The 22,740-nt window shown below is 63.6% G+C and carries 24 protein-coding genes; 20 read left to right on the top strand and 4 right to left on the bottom strand.

What is annotated here, in order from left to right; translation table 11 throughout:
- Positions 1-332 precede the first annotated feature (332 nt).
- Complete coding sequence (gene mutL, locus CS1GBM3_RS10960; RefSeq protein WP_072395332.1) at positions 333-2,138, top strand: DNA mismatch repair endonuclease MutL; 1,806 nt, start codon at positions 333-335, stop codon at positions 2,136-2,138.
- A 13-nt stretch (positions 2,139-2,151) separates the two neighbouring features.
- On the opposite strand, the gene CS1GBM3_RS10955 is transcribed toward mutL, so the two are convergent.
- A complete protein-coding gene (locus CS1GBM3_RS10955; RefSeq protein WP_072395330.1) occupies positions 2,152-4,548 on the bottom strand; it encodes a WD40 repeat domain-containing serine/threonine protein kinase in 2,397 nt (798 codons plus the stop codon).
- A 260-nt stretch (positions 4,549-4,808) separates the two neighbouring features.
- Between CS1GBM3_RS10955 and CS1GBM3_RS19290 the strand changes: the two genes are divergently transcribed.
- The 4 genes from CS1GBM3_RS19290 (at position 4,809) to CS1GBM3_RS19285 (ending at position 7,760) form a co-directional block, all read left to right on the top strand.
- A complete protein-coding gene (locus CS1GBM3_RS19290; protein ID WP_171946479.1) occupies positions 4,809-5,513 on the top strand; it encodes an FHA domain-containing protein in 705 nt (234 codons plus the stop codon).
- A 73-nt stretch (positions 5,514-5,586) separates the two neighbouring features.
- Positions 5,587-6,366 (top strand): FHA domain-containing protein, encoded by a 780-nt coding sequence (locus CS1GBM3_RS10945; RefSeq protein WP_072395329.1) that lies wholly within the window; start codon positions 5,587-5,589, stop codon positions 6,364-6,366.
- Positions 6,367-6,379: 13 nt separating this feature from the next.
- Complete coding sequence (locus tag CS1GBM3_RS10940; RefSeq protein WP_083567444.1) at positions 6,380-7,234, top strand: PP2C family protein-serine/threonine phosphatase; 855 nt, start codon at positions 6,380-6,382, stop codon at positions 7,232-7,234.
- Positions 7,235-7,313: 79 nt separating this feature from the next.
- A complete protein-coding gene (locus tag CS1GBM3_RS19285; protein ID WP_083567442.1) occupies positions 7,314-7,760 on the top strand; it encodes a hypothetical protein in 447 nt (148 codons plus the stop codon).
- 48 nt (positions 7,761-7,808) lie between these two features.
- Here CS1GBM3_RS19285 and CS1GBM3_RS10930 read toward each other — a convergent pair whose 3' ends face one another.
- Positions 7,809-8,246: a hypothetical protein gene (locus CS1GBM3_RS10930; protein ID WP_139247883.1), complete on the bottom strand. Its 438-nt coding sequence runs from the start codon at positions 8,244-8,246 to the stop codon at positions 7,809-7,811.
- Between the two features lie 281 nt (positions 8,247-8,527).
- Between CS1GBM3_RS10930 and CS1GBM3_RS10925 the strand changes: the two genes are divergently transcribed.
- From CS1GBM3_RS10925 to CS1GBM3_RS10860, 14 genes are all read left to right on the top strand, one after another.
- Positions 8,528-9,307 (top strand): response regulator transcription factor, encoded by a 780-nt coding sequence (locus CS1GBM3_RS10925; protein WP_072395325.1) that lies wholly within the window; start codon positions 8,528-8,530, stop codon positions 9,305-9,307.
- Positions 9,304-10,581, top strand: coding sequence for a flagellar hook protein FlgE (locus CS1GBM3_RS10920; RefSeq protein WP_072395323.1), 1,278 nt, complete (start codon positions 9,304-9,306; stop codon positions 10,579-10,581). Before CS1GBM3_RS10925 ends, CS1GBM3_RS10920 begins: the two co-directional genes overlap by 4 nt.
- A gap of 32 nt (positions 10,582-10,613) precedes the next feature.
- Positions 10,614-12,077 (top strand): flagellar hook-associated protein FlgK, encoded by a 1,464-nt coding sequence (flgK, locus tag CS1GBM3_RS10915; protein ID WP_072395321.1) that lies wholly within the window; start codon positions 10,614-10,616, stop codon positions 12,075-12,077.
- 6 nt (positions 12,078-12,083) lie between these two features.
- Positions 12,084-13,133 carry a flagellar hook-associated family protein gene (locus CS1GBM3_RS10910; protein ID WP_072395319.1) on the top strand — a complete coding sequence of 350 codons (1,050 nt, stop codon included), beginning with the start codon at positions 12,084-12,086 and terminating at the stop codon, positions 13,131-13,133.
- Between the two features lie 34 nt (positions 13,134-13,167).
- Entirely contained in the window at positions 13,168-13,515 is a 348-nt protein-coding gene (flaF, locus tag CS1GBM3_RS10905; RefSeq protein WP_072395317.1) for a flagellar biosynthesis regulator FlaF, read from the top strand.
- Positions 13,512-13,943, top strand: a complete 432-nt coding sequence (locus tag CS1GBM3_RS10900; RefSeq protein WP_072395315.1) for a flagellar biosynthesis repressor FlbT — start codon at positions 13,512-13,514, stop codon at positions 13,941-13,943. Before flaF ends, CS1GBM3_RS10900 begins: the two co-directional genes overlap by 4 nt.
- Positions 13,940-14,371 carry a flagellar hook assembly protein FlgD gene (gene flgD, locus CS1GBM3_RS10895; RefSeq protein WP_072395313.1) on the top strand — a complete coding sequence of 144 codons (432 nt, stop codon included), beginning with the start codon at positions 13,940-13,942 and terminating at the stop codon, positions 14,369-14,371. The genes CS1GBM3_RS10900 and flgD overlap by 4 nt, the downstream gene beginning before the upstream one ends.
- Entirely contained in the window at positions 14,368-14,634 is a 267-nt protein-coding gene (fliQ, locus tag CS1GBM3_RS10890; protein WP_072395311.1) for a flagellar biosynthesis protein FliQ, read from the top strand. The genes flgD and fliQ overlap by 4 nt, the downstream gene beginning before the upstream one ends.
- A 144-nt stretch (positions 14,635-14,778) precedes the next feature.
- Positions 14,779-16,866 (top strand): flagellar biosynthesis protein FlhA, encoded by a 2,088-nt coding sequence (gene flhA / locus CS1GBM3_RS10885; RefSeq protein WP_072395309.1) that lies wholly within the window; start codon positions 14,779-14,781, stop codon positions 16,864-16,866.
- Positions 16,863-17,618 (top strand): flagellar biosynthetic protein FliR, encoded by a 756-nt coding sequence (gene fliR, locus CS1GBM3_RS10880; RefSeq protein WP_072395307.1) that lies wholly within the window; start codon positions 16,863-16,865, stop codon positions 17,616-17,618. Before flhA ends, fliR begins: the two co-directional genes overlap by 4 nt.
- A 6-nt stretch (positions 17,619-17,624) precedes the next feature.
- On the top strand, positions 17,625-18,032 hold the full coding sequence (locus CS1GBM3_RS19810) for a hypothetical protein (protein ID WP_072395305.1): 408 nt from the start codon (positions 17,625-17,627) through the stop codon (positions 18,030-18,032).
- A gap of 85 nt (positions 18,033-18,117) precedes the next feature.
- Positions 18,118-18,471 (top strand): rod-binding protein, encoded by a 354-nt coding sequence (locus tag CS1GBM3_RS19805; protein ID WP_171946478.1) that lies wholly within the window; start codon positions 18,118-18,120, stop codon positions 18,469-18,471.
- 3 nt (positions 18,472-18,474) lie between these two features.
- Entirely contained in the window at positions 18,475-18,918 is a 444-nt protein-coding gene (locus CS1GBM3_RS10865; RefSeq protein ID WP_244534628.1) for a hypothetical protein, read from the top strand.
- A complete protein-coding gene (locus CS1GBM3_RS10860) occupies positions 18,915-19,373 on the top strand; it encodes a hypothetical protein (protein ID WP_083567437.1) in 459 nt (152 codons plus the stop codon). Before CS1GBM3_RS10865 ends, CS1GBM3_RS10860 begins: the two co-directional genes overlap by 4 nt.
- Positions 19,374-19,387: 14 nt before the next feature.
- On the opposite strand, the gene fliI is transcribed toward CS1GBM3_RS10860, so the two are convergent.
- Together fliI and flgF are read right to left on the bottom strand one after the other, a co-directional pair.
- The gene (fliI, locus tag CS1GBM3_RS10855; RefSeq protein ID WP_072395300.1) at positions 19,388-20,803 is read right to left on the bottom strand and encodes a flagellar protein export ATPase FliI; all 1,416 of its coding nucleotides are present in this window, start codon (positions 20,801-20,803) and stop codon (positions 19,388-19,390) included.
- Positions 20,804-20,863: 60 nt separating this feature from the next.
- The gene (gene flgF / locus CS1GBM3_RS10850) at positions 20,864-21,589 is read right to left on the bottom strand and encodes a flagellar basal-body rod protein FlgF (RefSeq protein ID WP_072395298.1); all 726 of its coding nucleotides are present in this window, start codon (positions 21,587-21,589) and stop codon (positions 20,864-20,866) included.
- 218 nt (positions 21,590-21,807) lie between these two features.
- Between flgF and motA the strand changes: the two genes are divergently transcribed.
- Complete coding sequence (motA, locus tag CS1GBM3_RS10845) at positions 21,808-22,683, top strand: flagellar motor stator protein MotA (RefSeq protein WP_072395297.1); 876 nt, start codon at positions 21,808-21,810, stop codon at positions 22,681-22,683.
- The last annotated feature ends 57 nt before the right edge of the window (positions 22,684-22,740 follow it).

Here is a 22,740-nt window from a genome sequence, read left to right as displayed (position 1 = left end):
AATTGGGCGTGTTGCTTAAGATTTATGCTCGCAAATATGAAGAACTGTAGGCTTGAGCTCTGACTTCGTTATCTAAAGGCTAGATAGTGAACGATGCATTACTTTCCTGTACTAAAGTCTAATTAGGGGCCTGCTTGGCCCCCACGCCGCGGTTGAAAAGCCGGTGGCTGGCGAAGCGCTCTGTCATCGCCTTCGGCCTCAAGACCGCAACCGTTAGCAAGCCGGTCGGTTGCCTTTGCCGTTTCCCCTCTCGCGGATACCTTCGCAGCGTGCAGCCGAGTCGGTCCCGGCACGCATGGTGCGCGTCCAATCCCATAGGTCTCCGCTTTTCGATGGCGATCCGTCAGCTCAGCCCTGAGATGGTCAATCGCATTGCTGCCGGCGAGGTCGTCGAGCGGCCGGCGAGTGTGGTCAAGGAGCTGGTCGAGAATGCGCTCGATGCGGGCGCCAGTGAAATCGAGGTCGTGACGGCGGCGGGCGGCTTGTCGCTGATCCGCGTGACCGACGACGGCATAGGCATGGACAAGTCCGATCTGGCGTTCTCGGTCGAACGCCATGCCACCTCGAAGCTGGCGAGCGACGACCTGCTTCAGATCCACACGCTGGGGTTTCGCGGCGAGGCTTTGCCATCGATCGGCGCGATCGCGCAACTGACGATCGCCTCGCGTCCACGCGGGGGGCGCGACGCTTTCGAGATCATGGTGGATCGTGGGAGCCGGCATGATCTCAGACCCGCGGCGCTCAACCCCGGTACGCGGGTCGAGGTGCGCGATCTTTTCTCCGCGACGCCGGCGCGTCTCAAGTTTCTCAAGTCCGAGCGGGCGGAAAACATGGCCGTGTCGGAAGCCGTGAAGCGGCTTGCGATGGCGCATCCGCATGTGGGCTTCTCGCTGACGATGGGCGAGCGCACGGGGCTCCGGCTGCCGCGCTGTGCGTCGAATCCAGATGGCATGCTCGAACGGCTGGGCCGGATCATGGGCCGCGAGTTCATGACGGACGCGGTGCCGATATCGGGCGGACGCGACGGCGTCTCCGTTCGCGGCTTCGCCGGTCTTCCGACGCTGCACAGGCCGGATGCGGCGTTGCAGTTCTTGTTCGTCAACGGGCGCCCGGTGCGCGACAAGCTCGTCATCGGTGCGGTGCGCGCGGCGTACGGAGATCTCGTTCCGAAGGGGCGGCATCCCCTGTTGGCGCTGTTCGTCGAGCTGCCGCCCGAGGAGGTCGACGTCAACGTGCATCCCGCCAAGGTGGAGGTGAGGTTTCGCGATAGCGGCGCGGTGCGCGGTCTTCTGATCGGAGCGTTGCGGCATGCGCTCGAGACCGCAGGGTTTCGCGCAAGCGCGCAAGGTGGGGCGCGCACGCTCGAGACGTTGGCCCAGACCGTGGCTGTTGCTGCTCAACCCGCGCGTGCCGATGCGCCGCCTCCGCCTCTTCCGCTCTCTCCTGACCGTGCGCGAGGGTTTGCCGAGGACCGGCAGGTTCCATTCGATGCCTTCGCTATGCCGACTGCCGACAGCAATGCGCATGACGAGGCGCCCGCTGCTCCGGACGCCATGCAGCGACCGCTCGGCGCTGCGCGCGCGCAGTTGCACGAGACTTACATCGTGGCGCAGACGGAGACGTCCGTCGTCATTGTCGATCAGCACGCGGCGCATGAGCGGCTCGTGTACGAGCGACTGAAGCGTGCGCTCGCAAACGGTGGTGTTGCGCGCCAGGCCTTGCTCATTCCCGCTGTGGTCGAGGTCGGAGACGACGAGGCGCTGGTGCTCGACGAGAAGGCCGCCGAACTCGCCGAGCTGGGGCTTGTGCTCGAGCGCTTCGGGCCGGCTGCCGTTGCCGTGCGCGAGGCGCCGGCTCTGCTCGGTACTTCGTCCGTCGACGGGCTCGTCAAAGATCTCGCCGCCGATCTCCTGGCGGACGGAACGGCGACGCCGCTGCGCGAGCGGCTGGAGGCCGTCGCCTCGCGCATGGCCTGCCATGGCAGCGTCCGAGCCGGACGGCGGCTCACGGCGCCCGAGATGAACGCGCTGTTGCGCGAGATGGAGGCGACACCGTTCTCCGGCCAGTGCAATCACGGCCGGCCGACCTACGTCGAGCTCAAGCTGTCCGACATCGAGCGCCTGTTCGGGCGCAAGTAGGTCGGTCTTCGCTTTATTGGGTTGATGCCTGGGCGCTGATCGGGTTCGCCCAAATGCGCACGACGCCGTCTGCGCCTGCGGACGCGATACGCGTGCCGTCGGGTGCGAAGCTCACCGCATTCACGGCGCCGGCGTGTCCGGTCAATGTGCGCAGCGTGCGGCCGCGGGCAACGTCCCAGATGCGGAGCTGTCCGTCGGCGGCGGCCGAGGCCAGTGTCTTGCCATCGGGAGCGAACGAGAGACCGCCGACGCGGCCGCGATGACCGTAGAGGCGGCGCAGCGCGCGGCCCGAGCTGGTCGACCAGACGCGAATGTTGCCGTCGAGGCTCGCGGAGGCCAGGACTTTTCCGTCGGGTGAGAAGGCAAGTGCGGAAATGTAATCCTTGTGGCCGCGGTAGGTGCGCATGCGGTCGAGCGTGTCAAGATTCCAAAGCTTGACCACCTTGTCGGCGCCGCCCGATGCAAGGCGCGGGCCGCGATCCGTGGTGACGTAAGCGACGGCCTGTGCCGCGCTTTGATGGGCATCCAGCACCTGCACCGGAGCTGACGGCGTTGCGGCATCCCAAAGCGTGACTTTCCAGTCATGGCTGGAGGCTGCGAAACGATCGGCGCGGCCGACGAAGGTTACGGACCAAACCTCAGCGTCGTTGCGCTTGAAGGTGCCGAGCTTCTCGGCGCGCTGCCAATCCCACAGGACGACTTCGCCGGTGGCGTGTCCGGTCAGCGCGTTGTTGCCGAACAGGGCCAGCGCCGAGGCCGGGCCGTTGTCGAGCTCGATGGTGCGGGTCAGTGTTGCGGATTGCCCGTTCCAGATCTTGAGGCGTCCGTCCGCGCCGGCGGTTGCCAGCGAGACGCCGTCGTTTGCGTAGGCGACCGCTGTGACGGCGCCGATGTGTCCGGCGAGCTCGGCGAGCGGCCGGATAACCGGCACCTCCTGCAGAGACGCGGTCTTGATGGCGGCGGATGTCTCGCCGCTGCCGCGGCTCTCGAACTGCGGGAAGCGCTCCTGCATGGCGACGGCCGCGCTCGCGACACCGACGCCGACCAGCAATTTGAACAGGACGGGCCGCCAGCTTACGTTGCGGCGGCGGATGGGCCGTGGGCGGCTCGCGGGCTTAGGCTTCTCTTTTACTTCGGTCTTTCTCGGTTCCTTGACGACCAGCTCGCGGCCGGGCTCCTTCTTGCGCAATACGCGGGGTAGCTTGATCGGCTCGGGCGGCTTGTTCAGCTTCTGCGTTCCCGCGGCAGCGGGCGCCGCTTTTGCGGCGGGAGCTTCGGCTGATTTGGCCGCTGGCTCTTTCTTTTCCTTGGCGCCCTTTTCCTTCCCGGCCGCAGGTGCGGAGGGCTTCTTCTTCAACCCTTCCAGGAAATCGAGCATGCCGCCCTTCGGGCCGGGTGCATCCGGCGGCGGGGGCACAGCAGACGCGGGGGACGCGGGTTTCTTGGCAGCAGCACCTGCCGGGGCGGCACCGGCGGCCTTTTCCTCGTCTCCAGCGCGTGCCGGGGTCTTGGCGAACCAGCCGCTCTTGGCCGGGTCGGGCGCCAGAAGCGCGCCACGCCACGCGGCTATCGACTGCGGGCGTGCCTCGATCTGCAACGTGAGCGCGTCGTCGATGGCTTTGAGAAATCCGACGCGGTAGGACGACAGCGCCGCGTCGCGGGCCGGCACCAGTTCCTCTTTCACCATGCGCGAGGGGCTATCGGCCGGGCGCTTGCCGGTGACGGCATGATAGAGGGTCGCGGCAAGGGCATAGATGTCGGTCCAAGGGCCCTGCTGGCGGCTCGTTTCGGCGTATTGCTCATAAGGGGAATAGCCGGGCTTCACGAGCGCGGAGACGGTCTTCGAGTGGGCCAGGATCTCGCCGCGGGCCGAGCCAAAGTCGATCAGGACCGGCGAGCCGTCCTTGCGGATGATGATGTTGTCGGGTGCGATGTCGCGATGCAGGAAATCCTGCTTGTGAATGAGCTCGAGGGCATCGAGGAGCGGTGCCACGATGGCATCCAGCTCCTTCTGGCGCGGGGCGCGGCCGAGGCCCTTGAGCCACGACTTGAGGCTCTGGCCCTCCTCGAAGTGGAGCACCATGTAGGCCGTGTTGTTCGCCTTGAAGTAGCGATAAACGCGGACGATGTTCGGATGCGAGAAACGAGCGAGGGTCTGCGCTTCCTCGATGAAGCGGTCGAGGCCCCAACGGTAGTCGCTGGCGCAGTCCTGCGAACGGGGCGCCGCGTCGGCCGTCGAAGTGCGCGCTGCAAAATCGGACGGGAAGTATTCCTTTATGGTGACTTTGCGGTCGAGCGCATTCTCGTCAGCCAGATAGGTGATGCCGAAACCTCCAGCGCCGAGCACACGCTCGATGCGGTAATCACCGACGAGCTCCGTGCCATTTTTCAGCGCAATCAGGTTCGTCATCAGCTCTTGGGCTCTCGGTTCTTTCGGGCCAAGTGTCGGGCCAAGTCCGGGCGCGCGACTTCCATGTCATGCACAAACAGTGCAAATCACCTCCACTGCCTCTTGTGAAGCAGGAATGTGGCGGACGCGTGCGCGTTGTGGTCAAAGTTGCTGTAATCCGCAGAGGGAATCAGCGAGCGGCCATGTTGCTGCCGCAGAACGCGGCGAACAGTAAGACAGATTCGAGCCTGAGCATATCCATGTACTCTCGAGCGCCGGGGATGAGCCGGCAGCATTTCGTTTGGGGCCTTACACTCCGCATCGCGGCCGGAGCGCCGCTGTTTGCATGTTTCACGGGGCCGGTATCGGCGAAGTCGTCAGACGATGGCGAATTTGTTCTGGCGACAACCGTGCCGTATTGGACAGGATTCGCGGAGTGGGTGGCAGCCAGCTATGCACAGGCGCCAGCGTTGGTGCTCGGGCTGGCAGCACTGGTCGCGGTGCCGCCGCTGGCGCTGATCGGTCTGTGGGTCGCCCGGCGCGACGCGGCGTCCGTTTCCGTGTCCGAAGCGCGGACGCAAGTCCGGCGGGTGCGTCGCGAGGCGACGGCCGAGCCGCGTGACGGTATCAGGACCGGACATATCCCGCTGCGGCCGCTCTCAGCGTGGGTCGAGGTCGTCAATCGCAGCGAGGTTGCACCCGCGGCGCCGGATAAGCGCTATGGTCTCGCCCAGCCATTGCTTAGGATCGGGCGGGAGACGGACAACGATATCTGCCTCGAGGATAAGACCGTGCATCGCTATCATGCGGCCATCCATCGGACGGAGGATGCGGAGTTCGTGATCACCGATCTGTCGAGCTCGGGCGGTAACGGCGTGGTCGTGAATGGCCGGGCGGTATCAGAAGCGCGCCTGACGAGCGGAGACCTGATCGAGCTCGGCAACGCGCGGCTCAAGTTTTCGGCCGGGCCTGCTGGCATGGCTTGAGGAACAGAGGCGGCCGTGGTGCGCCGCGCAGGGGCACCGGGCCTAGGCGGCAGCAAACGAGGAGGACGGCATCATGGCAGCGGGCGATTCTCAAGGGCAAGGCCAACGGTCGGGGTTTCTCGGCTCGCTCAAGGATGCGCTCGTTGCGGCGAGCCGCGAGGACACCGGGCGGCAGCAGGCCATCGTCGCGCAACGCGTGGCGGCCGCGACTACGCCGGCGAGCGATAGCGTGATCGCCGTGCCGCCACCCGAAGGGACCTCCGCCCAGCTTCCGGCACCACGTGCTGAAGGCGCAACGCCGTCCGCTGCCGAAGCCGCGCGTGAAGCGCGCACGCCGCGGGTGACGGACGATCGGCATGTGGAGGCCGATGCACCGCCGACAACGCGGGTCGTGCGCGCCGCCAACAGGCCAGCGCCACCGCCCGAGGATGCCGGTTCGCGCACGACGCTCGTGCGCGGGAAGATGCAAGTGACGCGCGGGGCGTTCGAGCAGGATCCTGTCGTCGGCTGGCTGGTGGTCGTAGGCGGGCCTGGCATCGGGCAGTTCCGGCCAATCTTCGAGGGTAACAACTCGATCGGGCGTGCCACCGGCAATCGTATTGCCATCGATTTCGGAGACGATGCCATCTCGGCCGATGAGCAGGCCTATATCCGTTACGATTCGGCGGAGCGCTCGTTCCTGTTCGTGCCGAACCTTGCAAAGACCAACGTTGTTTCCGTAAACGAGAAGCGGCCGACGGGCGCGGTCGAGCTTGCGCAGATGGACGTGATCACCATGGGGCGCACCCAGCTCGTGTTCGTGCCCTTCTGCGGACCGGATTTCGATTGGGCGGCGCTGCAAGAACAGAATTGAGACGTACGTGCGAATGCTAGCGTTCGAGCATGCCAGTCGCGCCACAAAGGGTGCGCGCAACTACCAGGAGGACATGGCCCTCTTCTGGAGCGGGGACGATGCGTCCACTCCTGAGGCCACGTCCGTCACTGTCGCCAACGGGCGGTCTGCAGTCGCGGTGCTGGCAGACGGCATGGGTGGTCATGCCGGCGGGGCAATTGCGAGCCGCATGGCCTGCGAAACCTTCGTCAAAGCATTCGGAAGCCAGAACGGATCGAACCGCGAGCGCCTCGTTGAAGGCTTGACGGCCGCCAATCAGGCGATCGCCGATACGGTCGATACCAATCCGATGCTCAGCGGCATGGGATCGACGCTGGTCGGCGTAACGTTCGCGGTGGACGGGATCGAATGGATCAGCGTCGGCGACAGTCCGCTGCTGCTCTACCGGCGCGGCGAGATCGCGATGCTCAACGAGGATCATTCGCTTGCGCCGGAGCTTGATCGGTTGGCGGCGACGGGCGCCATCACCGCGGACGATGCCAAACGCGATCCACGCCGGCATATGCTGCGGTCTGCGGTGACGGGCGACGACATCGATCTCGTCGACGTGTCGCGGCGGCCGCTCAAGATCGAGCCCGGTGACTACGTCATCCTGGCCAGCGATGGGTTGCAGACGCTCGAGCCGGCAGAAATCGAACGCATCGTCACGGCCTATGCCAATGACGGGGCCGTGGCCGTGGCCAATGCATTGATCCGCGCGGTCGAAGCGCTCAAGGATCCGCATCAGGACAATGCGACGGTGATCGCGGTCCGCATGGTGCCGCAGCAGGTGCGCGAGCCGGTTACACCCCAAGACACGGCGCGTGCGGAGACGGACGCGGGCCGATAACGACGCGCAAGGTCGGAACAAGGTATCGGCAACATACTGTGCACCCTCGGCGGCAATGAACGCCAGGGAGATCCGACCCGTGGTTTGGCCGATAGGGGGCCGACGCCCTCGATCCAACAAGCATGCTTTCGAGGAGGCCCTCGAGGAGGCACGTCTCGACCCGGACGGCGATGGGCCGCTTTGGGACGACGAGGCGGGTCCGCTTGGGCCTGCGGTCGGGAGTCTCGGCGATATCGCGGTTGCGTCGGGCTACGTGGCGCCGGCCTCGCTGGCGCAGGCCTATGACGGTGAGAGAGACTTGGACGAACCGACTGCTCCGGTGCGCCCGCGGGAGGCGGCGGCCAAGCTCAAGGACACTCTCGCCGTTGGGACCTATGCCGCGACCGACCTGCAGCGGATGAGACGGCGTTTTGCTTCGCTGAACCATCCGGACCGGGTGCCCGAGCATTTGCGGCAGGAAGCGGTGACGGCGATGGCTGAGATCAATGCCGAGATCGACCGGGCGTTGAAGCAGGCAAAGGGTTAGAGCTCGTGTGCGTGCTTGTGCGTCGCCCGGCAGAGCGAGGCGGCCCGCCTACTTGATCGCGTAGCCCCCGTATCCTCCGCCAACAATAGCGCCGCCACTGATGTCGTCTTCCCAACTGAAGGCGGCCAAGAAGTCCTCGCAGCGTCCCATGACGCGGCTCGGATAGGCGCGCATGTGGCGGACGCGGCCGTTCTCGAACCAGACGGTGACGTAGAGGTCCGGATCCCGCTCCTGATGAAACAAGTCTTCGACGAAGCGACGGAAGCTGCGTCCGGGGCAATACTGCCATGCCTGCCGCAATCCTTTGACCTGGATGTAGCTTGGGGGCCCGAGCACGGATTGCAGCTCAGTCTGGTTCATGCCGGGCGCGACAAGCTCGATCGCGAAATCCTGCGCGCGGGTGTCGCCCGAGATGAAGCTCAAGGCGGCAGCGAGACTCAGCCCGAGGGCGAAGCCGCGCGCCGATGCCGCTATGCGAATCCACATCTCGTTGCCGCTCCACCTGAAGCTCGTTGGCCGAGTAAGGCCGATGATGCTTGCGCCAGGCTGAAGCGACGGCTGCTGAAAAATCTTCCGCATACGATACGTAGCCGCCCATAGGCGGTTGTCGGGAGTGATCATTTTGAGCAACACCACAATAGCGAATCGGGGCAGCGCGCGAGAAATCCTCAACAAATCGTTGATCGAAAGGGCGACGCACTGCATCCACGGCATGTGGGGTTGCGTTTGTGTGATTCGGGGGGTGCCTGTGGGCGGGGGAACATCACATGATCGTCGTCGTGGACGAGCGCGCGACCGTGACGGAGGGGTATGCGTCCTGGTTCGATAGGGAAGGTGTGTCCGCGTGCGGACTGGCGCCGGGTGAGTTCGAAAGCTGGGTCAGTGCGGTTTCGGATGCGGACATGAGGTCCGTGGAGGCAGTCCTGCTCGGGGACTGCGGCAATCGCGCTGGACTCGCGAAAATCATACGCCGCCGGTCGGCGGTTGCGGCCATCATCGTCATGAACGAGCACCGGTCGCTTGAGGAGACGCTCGAGCTCTTCGCGGCGGGCGTCGACGACGTGGTTCGCAAGCCTATTCACGTGCGCGAGATCATCGCCCGGGTCAAAGCCATCCGGCGGCGGGCGAGCGGTCAGCCGGACTATACCGACGTCGGCGAGATGCGCGTGTTCTTCGACGGGCGGGATCCGGAAGTCAAAGGCGAGGTGCTGCAACTGCCGAGGCGCGAGCGGCGCATCCTCGAGTATCTCGTCGCCAATCGCGGTTGCCGGATCAACAAGACGCAGATCTTCAACTCGGTTTACGGGCTGTTCAGCGAGGACATCGACGAGAACGTCGTCGAGAGCCACATCAGCAAGCTCAGGAAGCGGCTGCGGCATCGACTCGGCTACGATCCGATCGATTCCAAGCGCTATCTCGGCTACCGGCTGGTGGTCGATGCGGCGCCCGAGAGGGCGCTGGACGACGAGGCGCCCTCCAGCCTCACGCAAGATGCAAATGGTCTACTCGCGGGGGTGGAGCATTTCGCAAAGGACCCCGTCGTATGAGCATTTCCGGCATGATGCGGACGAGCACGTCCGGCATGGCAGCACAGTCGAGCCGCCTTGGTACTGTCTCGGACAACATCGCCAACGCCAGCACGCACGGCTACAAGCGCGCCTTTACGGCCTTCTCGACGGTGGTGCTCGAATCCGGAAAGGGCAGCTACGTGCCGGGCAGCGTCGATACGACGATCCGGTACGGCATCTCCGAGCAGGGCGCATTCGACTACACGACCTCGCCGACGGATCTCGCTGTCAGCGGCCAGGGGTTTTTCCTTGTCTCCGACGGCAGCGAGTCCACGTATCTCACGCGAGCGGGTTCGTTCGTGAAGGACAGCGAGGGGTATCTGGTCAACGCTGCGGGGTTCAAGCTGCTTGGCTATCCGATCGTCAACGGTTCGGCAGCGTCAGCTTCGAACAGCACTGCTGGTCTTGCCGAGGTCAATATCGCGACCATGTCGCTTGAGGCGACGCCTTCGACGCTCGGAACGTTTCATGCCAACGTGCCGATCGACGCAACCGACGTCGCGGCGGGCAACAGGCCTTCCGACAACATTGCCACCTCCGCGTATACAGCCAAGTCGTCGATTACTGCCATCGACAACGTCGGGCGCGAGGTGACGCTGGACATCTACTATACGAAGACAGGCACTAACACCTGGGAAGTGTCGGTCTTCGATGCTTCGACCGCCGCGTCGTCGAGTGCTCCGTTCCCCTATACCTCTCCGGCGCTTTCAACGACGACTCTGACGTTTGATGGTGGAACAGGGCAGTTGGCGTCGGTTGCGCCTGCCAACCCGGCCGGCCTTGTCATATCGGTTCCGGTGCCAAACGGTCAGACTCTTACGCTCGACATCTCCAAGTCGAGCGAGCTGGCTGAGAACTTCCAGGTCATGGCGCCGACGGCCAACGGCAACAAGCCGAGCTCGGTCGAGAGCGTGGAGTTTGCTTCTGACGGTATGCTCTATGCTGTTTACGGCAACAGCGCGCGCGTTCCGATCTTCCAGATCCCGCTTGCCACCGTGCCGAGCCCCGACAACCTGACGCCGGAAGCCGGCAACGTCTATTCGATCAGCGCCACGTCCGGAAACCTGCAGATCGGTATGCCTGGAACGTCGAGCTTCGGACTCGTGCGTTCGTCGGCTCTCGAGAAGTCCACGGTCGACACCGCGACCGAGCTTACGACGATGATCGAATCCCAGTTCGCGTTCACGGCCAACTCGAAGGTTTTCCAGACCGGCGGCGAGCTCATGGAGGTCCTCGTCAACCTCAAGCGCTAGCGCGCTTAGAGGCCCAGGGGGGATGACGCGCAATGAGCCTTTCGGCAAGTTTGTCCACGGCAAACTCCTCCCTGTTCGTGTCCAGCGAGCGGACGAGCCTCGTCTCGCGCAACATTGCCAACGCCGACAAGGCCTACTACTCGCGGAAATCCGTCGAGGTCGTGACGTTGCCGGGCTCGGGCGTGCGCACCTCGGCGGTCGTGCGTGCCGAGGACCCGGTCCTCTTTCGCAAGATCCTGTCATCGTCGTCGCAGACCGCCATGCATGGAGCGGTGCTCGACTCGCTCGATCTGCTCAACGGGACGATCAACGACGTCGAGCTTGACAGCTCGCCCGCGGCGCTGATCAACAAGCTCTTGAGCGCGCTGCAGAGTTTTTCGGCGCAGCCGCATAGCCAGCTTGCGGCGGAAGCGGCCGTCCGCTCGGCGCGGGACCTGGCGACAGGGCTCAATGCCGCGGCTCAGACCGTGCAATCGGTGCGCAACGAGGCGGATACCGGAATCCAAGCCTCGGTCGATCGCGTGAACTCCCTTCTCGCGCAGTTCCAGTCGCTGAACGACGAGATCGTCAAGGGAACGGTGCAAGGCCGCGACGTCACCGACTACATGGATCAGCGCGACGAGGTCCTCGCCAGCCTCTCGAACGAAATGGGCATCCGGACTGTCCAGCGAGAGAACAACGACATGGCGATCTACACGGACAGCGGCGTGACGCTGTTCGACCGTTCGCCGCGCACGATCGTATTCAACAGAACGCTCAACGCCACGCCAGGTGTTCCGGGCAATGCCGTCTACATTGATGGCGTGCAGGTGACAGGGGCTGGCGCGACCATGCCGCTGCAGTCGGGACGCATCGTCGGCCTGGTGCAGGCACGTGACGACATCTCGCTCGCCTACGAGGCGCAGCTGGACGAGATCGCGCGTGTTCTCGTCAAGACGTTTGCGGAGCAGGATCAGGTGGGGACCGGTCCCGATGTGCCGGGCCTCTTCACCTACGTTGGGGCGACCGGAATCCCGCCCGACGGTGTGCTCATCAGCGGTCTTGCCGCATCGTTGCGCGTCAATCCTAGCGTCGATCCCGATCAGGGCGGAAACGCCAATCTGTTGCGCGACGGTGGCATCTCGGGATTGGCCGACTATACCTACAACTCGAGTGGATCCGCGAGCTTCACCGATCGCATCGACGAATTGATCGGGAATATGGGGCTGACGAACGCGTTCGATCCTGCGACCAAGCTCGCGGGTGGGACGCTCGCCGATTTCTCGGCGGTCTCGGTTGGCTGGCTGCAGGAACAGAGGAAAGTCGCCGAGGACAGCTTTACTTATCAGAGTACGTTGTTTGAGCGCTCGTTCGAAGCCTTCACGCGTGTCACTGGCGTCAACCTCGACGAGGAGCTGTCGCTGATGCTCGAGATTGAGCGCTCGTTCGCGACGTCGTCAAAGCTGCTCTCCGTTATCGACAACATGTACAACGCGTTGCTGGGGGCCATCAGGTAACGCACCATGAAGACAAGCAACGTCTCGACCCTGGCCATCATACATGCGACGCGGGAGACACGCGTCAATCTGCAATCAAAGCTCGTCGAAGCGCAGAAGGAAGCAAATACTGGCCGTTACGCCGACGTCGGCGTAACGATTGGCTATCTTACGCAGCGAACAATTTCGCTCCGGCAGGACTACGCACGGCTGCAGACCTTCAAAGATACGAATATCGTCGCGGCCTCCCGGCTCGAACTGACGCAGACTACGCTCGACGGTGTCGCGTCTGCCGCAGAGGAGTTTCTGAGCACGCTGATGGCGGCGCGCGCGGCGCCATCGAGCGCCAGCGTAGCGATCACAGATGCCAAGAACAAGCTGACATCGTTCGAGGCCGCGCTCAACACGACCGTCAACGGCACGCATATCTTTGCGGGCGTCAACACCGACGTGAAGCCGATTACGGCCTATTTCGGAACGCCACCTTCGGCGGCGCAGTCCGCGGTTGCGACGGCGTTCGTCACCGAATTTGGTGTCGCACAAGGCGCGGCTGGCGTCGAAAACATCTCGGGTGCCGATATGCAGGCGTTCCTCGACGGTGCCTTTGCGGATCTCTTTGATCACGCCAATTGGACGACGACATGGTCGGCCGCCTCGGACCAGAACATCACGAGCCGCATCTCGACCAACGAACGCATCCAGACCTCGACCAACGCCAATGAAGGTCCGTTCCGGGCGCTGGCGCAGGCCTATACGATGATTGCGGACATCGGCCTCGATGAGCTCAGTCCCGAGGCTTATCTCGCCGTCGTCAACACGGCGATCGAGGTCGTCGGCCAGGCGGTAGCGGATCTCACCCAGCTGCGCGCGGGGCTCGGCACGTCCGAGGAGCGCATCGCGGCTGCCAACGAGCGCATCGACATTCAGAGGTCCTTGCTCAACGAGCATATTCTCCAGCTCGAAGGCGTCGATACCTATGAGGCGACAGTCAGGGTCAACTCGCTGCTGACACAGATAGAGACCGCGTACGCATTGACCGCGCGTTTGCAGAATCTCAGCCTGCTCAACCACATCTGAGGCGCTTGGTGCGCCGGGAGACACGGGAAACTCCATGTACAAGTTCTACTACGACGAGGTTCTCGACGAATCGCCCAAGGAAGCGCGCGAGAATGAGCGCACGGCGCTCGATCGCTCGATCTCGCTTCTGCAGGAAGCGGAGCGGAAGGGGACACAGTCGCGGGAGGCGATCGAGGCGATCTTCTTCGTGCGCCGCCTGTGGGGAATTTTCATCGAGGATCTCGCAAAGCCTGAAAACGGGCTGCCGCAGAAGCTTAGGGCCGACCTTGTCTCCGTTGGTCTGTGGGTGATGCGTGAGACGGAGGAGATCCGGCAGGGCCGCTCCTCGAATTTTTCCGCGTTGATCGATGTGTCACGAACAATTTCAGAGGGACTGAGATGAGCACGACAACGCGCATTACGCTTCGCCCCGGCGAGCGCATGTTTATCAACGGTGCGGTTCTCAAGGCGGAGGGCCGCATGTCGTTCGAGATCCTCAACGACGTGCCGTATCTGGTCGAGAACGAGATCCTGCACGCGCAGCAAACGACGACGCCGCTGCGTCAGCTCTATTACATCCTTCAGACGATGGTGATGGAGCCCACGGGCATGGAGATGACGCGCGAAGTCTACGAGGACACCATGCGTATTCTCCCTGAGGCGTTTGCGAACGAGGTCGTTTTGGCCGGCCTGGCAACGATCCGGGATCAGGTGACGCAGGGCTCGCCCTTCGCGGCCATGAAGACACTGCGGGCGCTGATCCCGATCGAGGATCAGATCCTTGGTAGGGACAGAATGGCAGACCTCAAAGTCGTGGGAGCAGGCGCATGACCGTCGAGGTAGTGACTTCGGCAACCGGCCGTCAGCCGACCTCAAACGCATCGGCCGCTGCGTCTCTCAACTACGACTCCTTCCTAAAGCTGCTGACGGCGCAGATGCAGTACCAGGATCCGACCAATCCCATGGATGCGACGCAGTATGTGGCGCAGCTTGCTTCGTTCTCGAACGTCGAGCAGGCGATCCAGACCAACAACAAGCTCGACGCCCTTTTGATCTCGCAGGCGCTGATACAGGTCGACGGGTTGATCGGAAAAACGGTGACGTCGATGGACGAGACGATCTCGGGTGTCGTCAAGGAGGTCCACATCTACTCGAACGGCACCGTGGTGGCGCTCGACAACGGCAAGGAGTTGCTGCTCGACTCCGGCGTCAAGATCTCGGAAACCCCACCCGCGGGCAGCGAAGACGAGACTGCATGAACCCCGCCGACGCGCTGGATCTTGGGCAGGCGGCCATCTGGACCGTTTTGATCGCCTCCTCGCCAGGAGTCATTGCGGCAATGCTGGTGGGCGTCGCGATTGCGCTCTTGCAGGCGCTGACACAGGTGCAGGAAATGACGCTCACCTTCGTGCCCAAGATCGTTGTCATCCTGGTGGTGACGGCCTTAACGGCGCCGTTCGTTGGAGCGGTGATCTTCTCGTTTGCCGAGCAGACGTATTCTCGCATCCCGAACGGTTTCTAAGGCGACCCTTGATCGGCTGCGGGGCGCCGCAGGCTGGTAAGCATATCACGACGCTTACTTTTTCCGCGCCAGGCTGCAGGGCCGCGACCTTCGCGCAAGGTTGATCACTGACACTCTCGGCGGGTTTTCGTGCCGGGAGGTTCAATGGCCACGAGCGTCGCCGTGCAGGGTATCGCGCCGAAGCGCAGTCTGCGCGATATCGGATTTGCGGCCGGCATCGTCGTTATTCTGACGGTGCTGTTCCTGCCGCTGCCCGCGATCATGATCGATATGGGGTTGGCGTTTTCGATTGCTTTCGCCGTGCTGATCCTAATGGTGTCGCTGTGGATTCACCGACCGCTCGAGTTTTCGGCGTTTCCGACCGTTCTGCTCATCGCGACCATGCTCCGGCTCTCGCTCAACGTGGCGACGACGCGCATTATCCTGTCGGAGGGCGCAGAGGGCCCACACGCGGCCGGACATGTCATCGCCGGCTTCGCTAACTTCGTGATGGGCGGCGACTTCGTGATCGGTGTCGTCGTGTTTCTCATCCTGATCACCGTCAATTTCCTTGTCATCACCAAGGGCGCGACGCGCATCGCGGAGGTCGGGGCCAGGTTCACCCTTGATGCCATTCCTGGCAAGCAGATGGCCATCGACGCGGACCTCTCGGCCGGCAACATCGACGAGCAGGAAGCCATGCGGCGGCGGCGGGAACTCGAAGAGGAGAGTTCGTTCTTCGGCTCCATGGACGGTGCTTCGAAGTTCGTGCGCGGCGATGCGATCGCCGGTCTCATTATTACGGCTGTCAATATTTTCGGCGGAATCATCATTGGTGTGACGCGTCACGAGTTGGATCTTGCGAACGCCGCCGACGTGTTTGTTCGGCTTTCGGTCGGTGACGGCTTGGTGACGCAAATCCCGGCGCTGATCATTTCGCTCGCCGCTGGCCTTCTGGTGTCGAAGGGTGGCACGCGCGGCTCGGCCGAGATGACGGTCATCTCGCAGCTTGGAAACTATCCGCGTGCGCTTGCCGTTGCGGGTACCGTGTTGCTGGCGCTGGCGGTTGCACCGGGGCTTCCGTTCTTACCGTTCGCTGTTCTCGCGGGCGGACTGATCTTCGTCTCTGTCTCCATCCCGAAGAAGCTCGCCGAGGCCAAGGCCGCGGAGGAGGCCGTCAAGCAGGAGGCGGCACGCCTCTCGGCCGAGGAAGCCAAACAGTCGGTCAAGGAGCAGCTTAAGACGGCGGAGATCGAGATCTCGCTCGGCAAGCAGCTCTCGACGTCGTTGCTTGCGTCGCAAGGCGAGCTTGCGCACCGCGTTAGCCGCATGCGCCGTGCCTTCGCCAAGCAGTACGGCTTCGTAGTGCCGGATATCCGTATCAGCGACGATCTCGCCATCCCGGCCAAGACCTATCAGATCAAGATCCACGGCACGGTGGTGACGTCTGAAGAGCTCCGCATCGGCGACGTCCTCGTCATCACGGGCGACGGTCCGGTGCCAGACGTTCCGGGCGATGAGGCGCGCGAGCCGGCGTTCGGCATGAAGGCTCTCTGGATTCCGGAGATGTTCGCCAATACGGTGAAGCGCGAGGGCTTCAGCCCCGTCGACCCGATGTCGGTGATGCTGACGCACCTGCGCGAGGTGATCCGCGGGAACCTGTCGCAACTGCTCTCCTACAAGGACATGCGCGCGCTCGTGGATCGGCTCGAGCCCGAATACAAGCGCCTCGTCGAGGAGATCATTCCGTCGCAGCTCTCCTATTCGGGCCTGCAGGCGGTGCTCAAGCTGCTTCTGGCCGAGCGCATCTCGATCCGAAATCTGCACCTCATCCTCGAAAGCATCGCCGAGATCGCGCCCCACGTTCGCCGCGCTGAGCAGCTCGCGGAGCATGTGCGTGTGCGCATGGCGCAGCAGATCTGCGGTGATCTCGCGGATGCAGGCGTGCTCAAGGTGCTGCGTCTCGGCAACCGCTGGGATCTCGCGTTCCATCAGAGCCTCAAGCGTGATGCGAAAGGTGAGGTTATCGAGTTCGAAATTGATCCGCGCTTGATCGAGCAGTTCGGTGCCGAGGCATCCAAGGTCATTCGCGGCTTTTTGGATCAGGGCCATCAATTCGTGCTGGTCTCGGCTCCCGACGCGCGGCCCTACGTGCGCATGGTCACCGAGCGCTTGTTCCCGACGCTGCCGGTGCTCTCGCATCTCGAAATCGCGCGGGGCATCCAGGTCAAGGCTCTGGGTGCAATCTCGTGACGGTGATCACGCCAGGAATGGTGCTGGTCACCTTCCTGGTGTTTTGCCGGATCGGCGCGTGCCTGATGTTGATGCCGGGGTTCGGCAGTGCACGTATCCCTGTGCAGGTGCGCGTTTTTCTGGCGGTGGCCGTGACGTTGGCGCTGGCGCCCCTGCTCGTGCCCGCGCTCGAAGGGGACATCGCCAAGGCGACGGTTCCGACCGTCGTGCAGCTCATCGCGTCGGAAACGTTGATTGGGGCCATGATCGGTATCATGGCGCGGATGTTCTTTTTGGCCTTGCAGTTCATGGGAACGGCCGTGACCATGCTCGCCGGCTTCGGCGGGCAGGCGGACGCGCCGATCGACGAGAGCGAGCCCGCACCCGCCGTGGCGACGCTGTTTACGCTTACGGCCACGGTGCTCCTGTTCTCACTGGGGCTGCACATTGAAATCATGAGAGCGCTCGTCGCATCCTATTCGGTGCTGTCGGTGACGGATCTCTTCAATCCGCAGTTCGCGCTTTCGAAGGTGACGGACTCGGCCTCGGATTCCTTCATTCTGGTGGCGCAGCTCATGGCGCCGTTTCTCGCTTATTCTCTGATCATCAATTTTCTGTTCGGAATCCTGAACAAGCTGACGCCGATCATTCCCGTCTACTTCATCTCGGCGCCGTTCGTGATGGCGGGTGGGCTCTTGCTGCTCTACTTCACGTTCAAGGAGGTATTGACGCTGTTCCTCTCGGCTTTTCAGATGTTTCTCGCAAACGGATGACGACACATGCGTAACCGCGCCCGCAGTCTCAAACGCATCCTCGAGGTCCAGCGGCACCTCCACAACGTGGAGGAGGTGAAGTATGCGCGTCTCAAGCAGCAGATGACGCATTGCCAGGACGAGCAGCGCGCGCTCACGGATGCGCTCGCCGAGGATGGCGCGCTGCACAGCATGTTCATGGACGTGACGGCGCGGCGCGTTCAGTCGCTTCAGCAGCAAGAAGCGAAGCTCGCGCCGCAACTCGATGCGCAGGCGCGTGTGTTGGTCGAGCACGGCGGGCGCATGCGCAACTCGATGCGGCTTGCCGAGGAGCTTGCGGCGGAGATCCGGCGCGAGGATGAGCGACGCGAGCTCGAGCGGCTTCTGGAAGCCGGTTTTGCATTCCGCGCCGCAAGCCCCGAGCAAGACCAGTGAGTCATTCTCGGCCGCGATAGATCCTCTGCGGAGATCGGTTTTGACTGCAGATCTTGCCATTCGTTCCGTGTCCGCGGAGCCCGCGTTGCAAGCGAATGAGCTTGGAGAGCGTGCGCCGCACGTGCGCAAGACGGCCGATGCCGCGCAGAAGTTCGAAGCCTTCGTTTTGCAGAGCTTCATTCAAGAAATGATGCCTGAAACTCAGGAGAGCGTGTTCGGCTCTGGAGTTTCGGGCGACTTCTGGAAGTCCATGATGGCGGAGAAGATTGCCGAGCAGGTCGCCGAGCGCGGCAATCTCGGCATCGCCGACATGATCCGCGCCGGCCATCTGGCCCCTGTGAAGCCGCAAGGCTTCAATCCGCTCGATGTCATGCGCAGCGATGTTCTATCGGGTGGCGTTGCCAGCCAGCTTGACACCAAACCCGTGCTTGGAGAGTAAGTCATGTATCAGCCGTCAGCACCCACGATGCAGCCCTCACGCCCTGAAGCCGCGCCTTTTACGGCGGCTCCACAGGCGCCACGGGGCGCGGTGGTTCCGACGCTCGAGATTTCGCTGCAGCGGCTCGAGGAGATCGTCGACCAGGAAACGCATGCGCTCAGGACGCGTAAGGCGATAAATCTCAAGGAGTTCAACGATCGCAAGAGCCAGGCGCTGCTCGAGCTGACGCGCTCGCTGCGTCATATCCAGGGCGTGGGCTCCGATCCGGCGCTGACGGCGCGTGTCGGCGCGCTCAAGGTCAAGCTGGCCGTCAATCAGGCCGCGCTTAAGGTGCATCTTGAGGCCGTGCGCGAGGTTTCGACCTCGATTGCCGACGCCATTCGGCAGGCCGAATCCGACGGCACCTATACGCAGGCCATATCGTCTGCCGTGCGACGCCCATTATGAAGCTTCTGCTTGTCGGCGTCTGGGCCTCGATCGTGACGCTTGGCGCGGCGTTCGGCATGCTGCACTGGCAAAAGGGCAGTGGCGGGCCGAGGGCGGGTGATGGCGAGGCGAAAGTCGAGGAGTATCGGACCAAGGCCATCAACGTGCCGATCATCGGAGCGGGCACGATCCAGGGTTATATCGTCGCGCAGTTCGTATTCACCGTCGATGCCACGGCGCTCGCAAAGGTGCCGGTCAATCCCGAGGTCTATGTGCTCGACGAGGCGTTCAAGACAATCTACGCCGGCGAGCAGGTCAACTTCCAGAACATGAAGAAGCAGGATCTGCCGGTTCTCGCCAAGCGTCTGGGCGAGAACGTCAATAAGCGGCTCGGCGTAGAGGTCGTGCGCGACGTGCTGATCGATCAGCTTTCGTACATCCCCAAGAAAGACATGCGAGGCGGCGAGCGGTCGTAGCGGGTGCCTGCAGCTTATCGCTGCTGGCCTGGCTTCTGTGCGTCGTCCTTGGTCTCGGTCAGCGCGCGGGCGATCTCCTGGAAGGGGTCGGCGCTCGGCGGGTCGCTCAGCGTCTGCTTCATGACCTCGTAGAGCTTGGGCACGATCTCGATCGCCCTGTCGAGCTCCGCGTCGGCGCCTTTCTGATAACCGCCCATTAGCCGAAGGTCGCGCGTGTCCTCGAAGTGGGAGATCATGGCGCGCAGCATCATCACGAGCTTGCGCTGCTCTGCCGACCACACGGTGTTGGCGAGGCGCGAGACGGATGTCAGCACATTGACGGCCGGATAGCGACCCTGGTCGGCGATTTTGCGATCGAGCACGACGTGGCCATCGAGCGTGCCGCGGATGCTGTCGGCAATGGGATCGTTGTGGTCGTCACCGTCGACGAGCACGGAGAAGACCCCGGTGATCGAGCCTGTGCCCTCTGCGCCGGGGCCGGCACGCTCGAGGAGCTTCGGCAACTCGCTGAAGACCGACGGCGTGTAGCCGCGCGCGACGGGTGCTTCTCCGGCGGCGAGGGCGACCTCGCGCGTCGCGTGGGCGAAACGGGTGACCGAATCGACGATCAAGAGAACGCTGTCGCCCTGATCGCGGAAGAACTCGGCGATGGCGAGGGCCGTTTTAGGCGCCAAGCGGCGCATCATCGGACTCTCGTCGCCGGTCGAGACGACCGTCACGGCGCGGGCGCGGTTCTGCGCCAGGGCATCCTCCAGGAACTCGCGCACCTCGCGGCCGCGCTCTCCGACGAGCGCCAGCACAACGGTGTCGAAGCCGTGCGAACGGGCCATCATGGAAAGCAGCGTCGATTTGCCGACACCGGAGCCGGCGAAGATGCCGATGCGCTGACCGGCACAGAGGGGTGTGAACAGATCCATCATGCGGACACCCGTCTTGAGCGGGGCGCGCACGCGCTGGCGGCTCATGGCGGAGGGAGGCTCGGCGTCGAAGGCATATGTGCGGGCGCCTTCACGCAACGTGCCCTGGCCGTCGATCGCGATGCCGAGCGCGTTCAACACGCGGCCTTTCCAGGAGAGATCGGGTCGCAGGCTTTGATCGCCATGTAGCCACGCTGCCTCGCCGGGGCCGATCTTGAGGCTGGCGTCGAACGGCTTGATGGTGGCGCCGCCCTCGTCGATGCGCACGACCTCACCGAGGGGCGGCTTCTCCGCGTTGCCAAAGGCGATGCAGTCGCCGAGCTTCAGGCGATGTGAGAGCCCCGAGACCTGAACGTAGGCGGGCGTGACGTGGGTTACGGCGCCCCCGATGCGCACGAGGGGCATGGGGGATGCATGCGCGACGCGCTGAGCTAGGAGATCGAGCGCCGTCGGGCGCCGAGCGGGCGCCGGCGCCGGGGCTTCTGGTTCCAGCTCGGGGGATGCCTCGCTCATCGCGTGTCCTTGGCGTGACGTTCCTGCTCAGCCTGCGAGTGCGACAGGCGTGGATCAGTTTCAGCTCGTCTCACCCAGCGAGCGGACCGCTCCCGACAGCGTCTCCTCGGTACGCGTCATGGCGTTGCTGATCGAGTCGAACGCGCGCTGGATCTGAACCAGACGCGAGATCTCGGAGACAGGATTGACGTTTGCCTGCTCCATGAAGCCCTGCATGACGCCGACACGATTGAAGTCGAGGGCGGGCTGGGCGGCAATGTCAGGAATTACGCCGGAGTTCGAGTAACGCGTGAGGTGTGCTTGCTCGGGGATCGTGAACAGGCCCAAAGCGCCTAGCTGCTGCCCACCTTGCGTGATGGTGCCGTCGCGGGCGATCTGCGGGGCACCGCCGTTGGGATTGAGCTGGATCGGTGCGCCGCCGACGTCGAGCACGGGATGGCCTTCGAGCGTCCGAAGCTCGCCATCCGGCGTCATGGTCATGCGCCCGTCACGCGTATAGACGGGGCCGTTCGGGCTTTGGAAGGCAAGCCAGGCATCGCCCGATACGGCAACGTCGAGAGGGTTCTCGGTGCGGACCGTCGGGCCCGGCTCGCGCGAAATGTAGGTGCTACCACCGGAGACGAACGCCGTCGGCTGCTCCGTCCGATCGGACAGAAGCTCGTCGAACTTGATCTCCTCGGCGCGGAAGCCCGCGGTATTCACGTTGGCGACGTTGTTGGCCAGCGTCTCCAAGCGGCGCATCGTCGCCATCTGGCCAGACAGCGAGACGTAGAGGCTTGGCTGCATTGGGCTCTCCGCGCCGCGGGCACTGCGGCTTCAGACGGTGTCGAATCAATAGGCCCGCAGGAAGGCTCCTTGGGCGATCGAAGGCGGCCAGTCTGGCGCGAAGGCCTTGCCTCAGGCTGACTCCGCTCGATCCCCCCAATCGGCAGCGTATCGTCAGGCTCGCACAAGGAGGGCGCGGCTAGTAATGCGGTGACAACCATTAATGCGCGAGGTCCCTCGTGACGATCATCCTCGGCCTTGTCGTGATGCTCGGCTGCATGCTCGGTGGCTATATGGCCATGGGCGGGCACGTCGACGTGCTTTGGCAGCCCTGGGAATTCGTGATCATTCTCGGAACATCGCTCGGCACGTTCATCGTCGCCAATCCGATGAAGGTGATCAAGGACACGGGCAAGGGGTTCGGCGAAGCGTTCGGCAAGGCGGCGCCGTCTGGCCGGCATTATCTCGATGTCATGGGGCTGCTTTACTCGCTGATGCGTGAGCTCAGGAGCAAGCCGCGCAACGAGGTCGAGAAGCACATCGATCTACCGGAGGAGTCGTCGATCTTCCAGAAGTTCGGCACGGTGCTCGCCAACAAGGACCTGACAACGTTCATCTGCGACTATTGCCGGCTGATCATTATCGGCAATGCGCGGACGCACGAAGTCGAGGCGCTGATGGACGAAGAGATCCAGACGCTGCGCAACGACAAGCTCAAGGCCTATCACGCCATTACCAACATCGCGGACGGCCTGCCGGCGATCGGCATCATCGCGGCCGTGCTCGGCGTCATCAAAGCCATGGGTGCCATCACCGAGCCGCCGGAGGTGCTGGGGCATCTGATCGGCGCGGCTCTCGTCGGTACCTTCGCGGGCATCTTCTTTTCCTACGGCGTGTTCGCGCCGCTTGCGACCAAGGTGAAGTCGGGGCGCGAAAAGCAGATGCGCCTTTACATCGTGACCAAGCAGACGCTGCTCGCGTTCATGAACGGTGCCATGCCGCAAGTTGCGGTCGAGTATGGCCGCAAGACGATCTCCGCCTATGAGCGTCCGACCATCGATGAAGTCGAGGCCGAGACGCTGGGCGGCGGAGGTGAAGCCAAGAAGGCCGCGTAGCACACGCGTTTCGATCGCAGCGTAAAAGTAGGGCCGAGCGCCTCAACGACCATCCAA

The sequence above is a fragment of the Hyphomicrobium sp. CS1GBMeth3 genome, from assembly GCF_900117455.1.
Classification (GTDB): domain Bacteria; phylum Pseudomonadota; class Alphaproteobacteria; order Rhizobiales; family Hyphomicrobiaceae; genus Hyphomicrobium_C.
The sequence above is the reverse complement of the archived record's forward strand: the minus strand, read 5'-3'. Positions and strand labels throughout refer to the sequence as shown.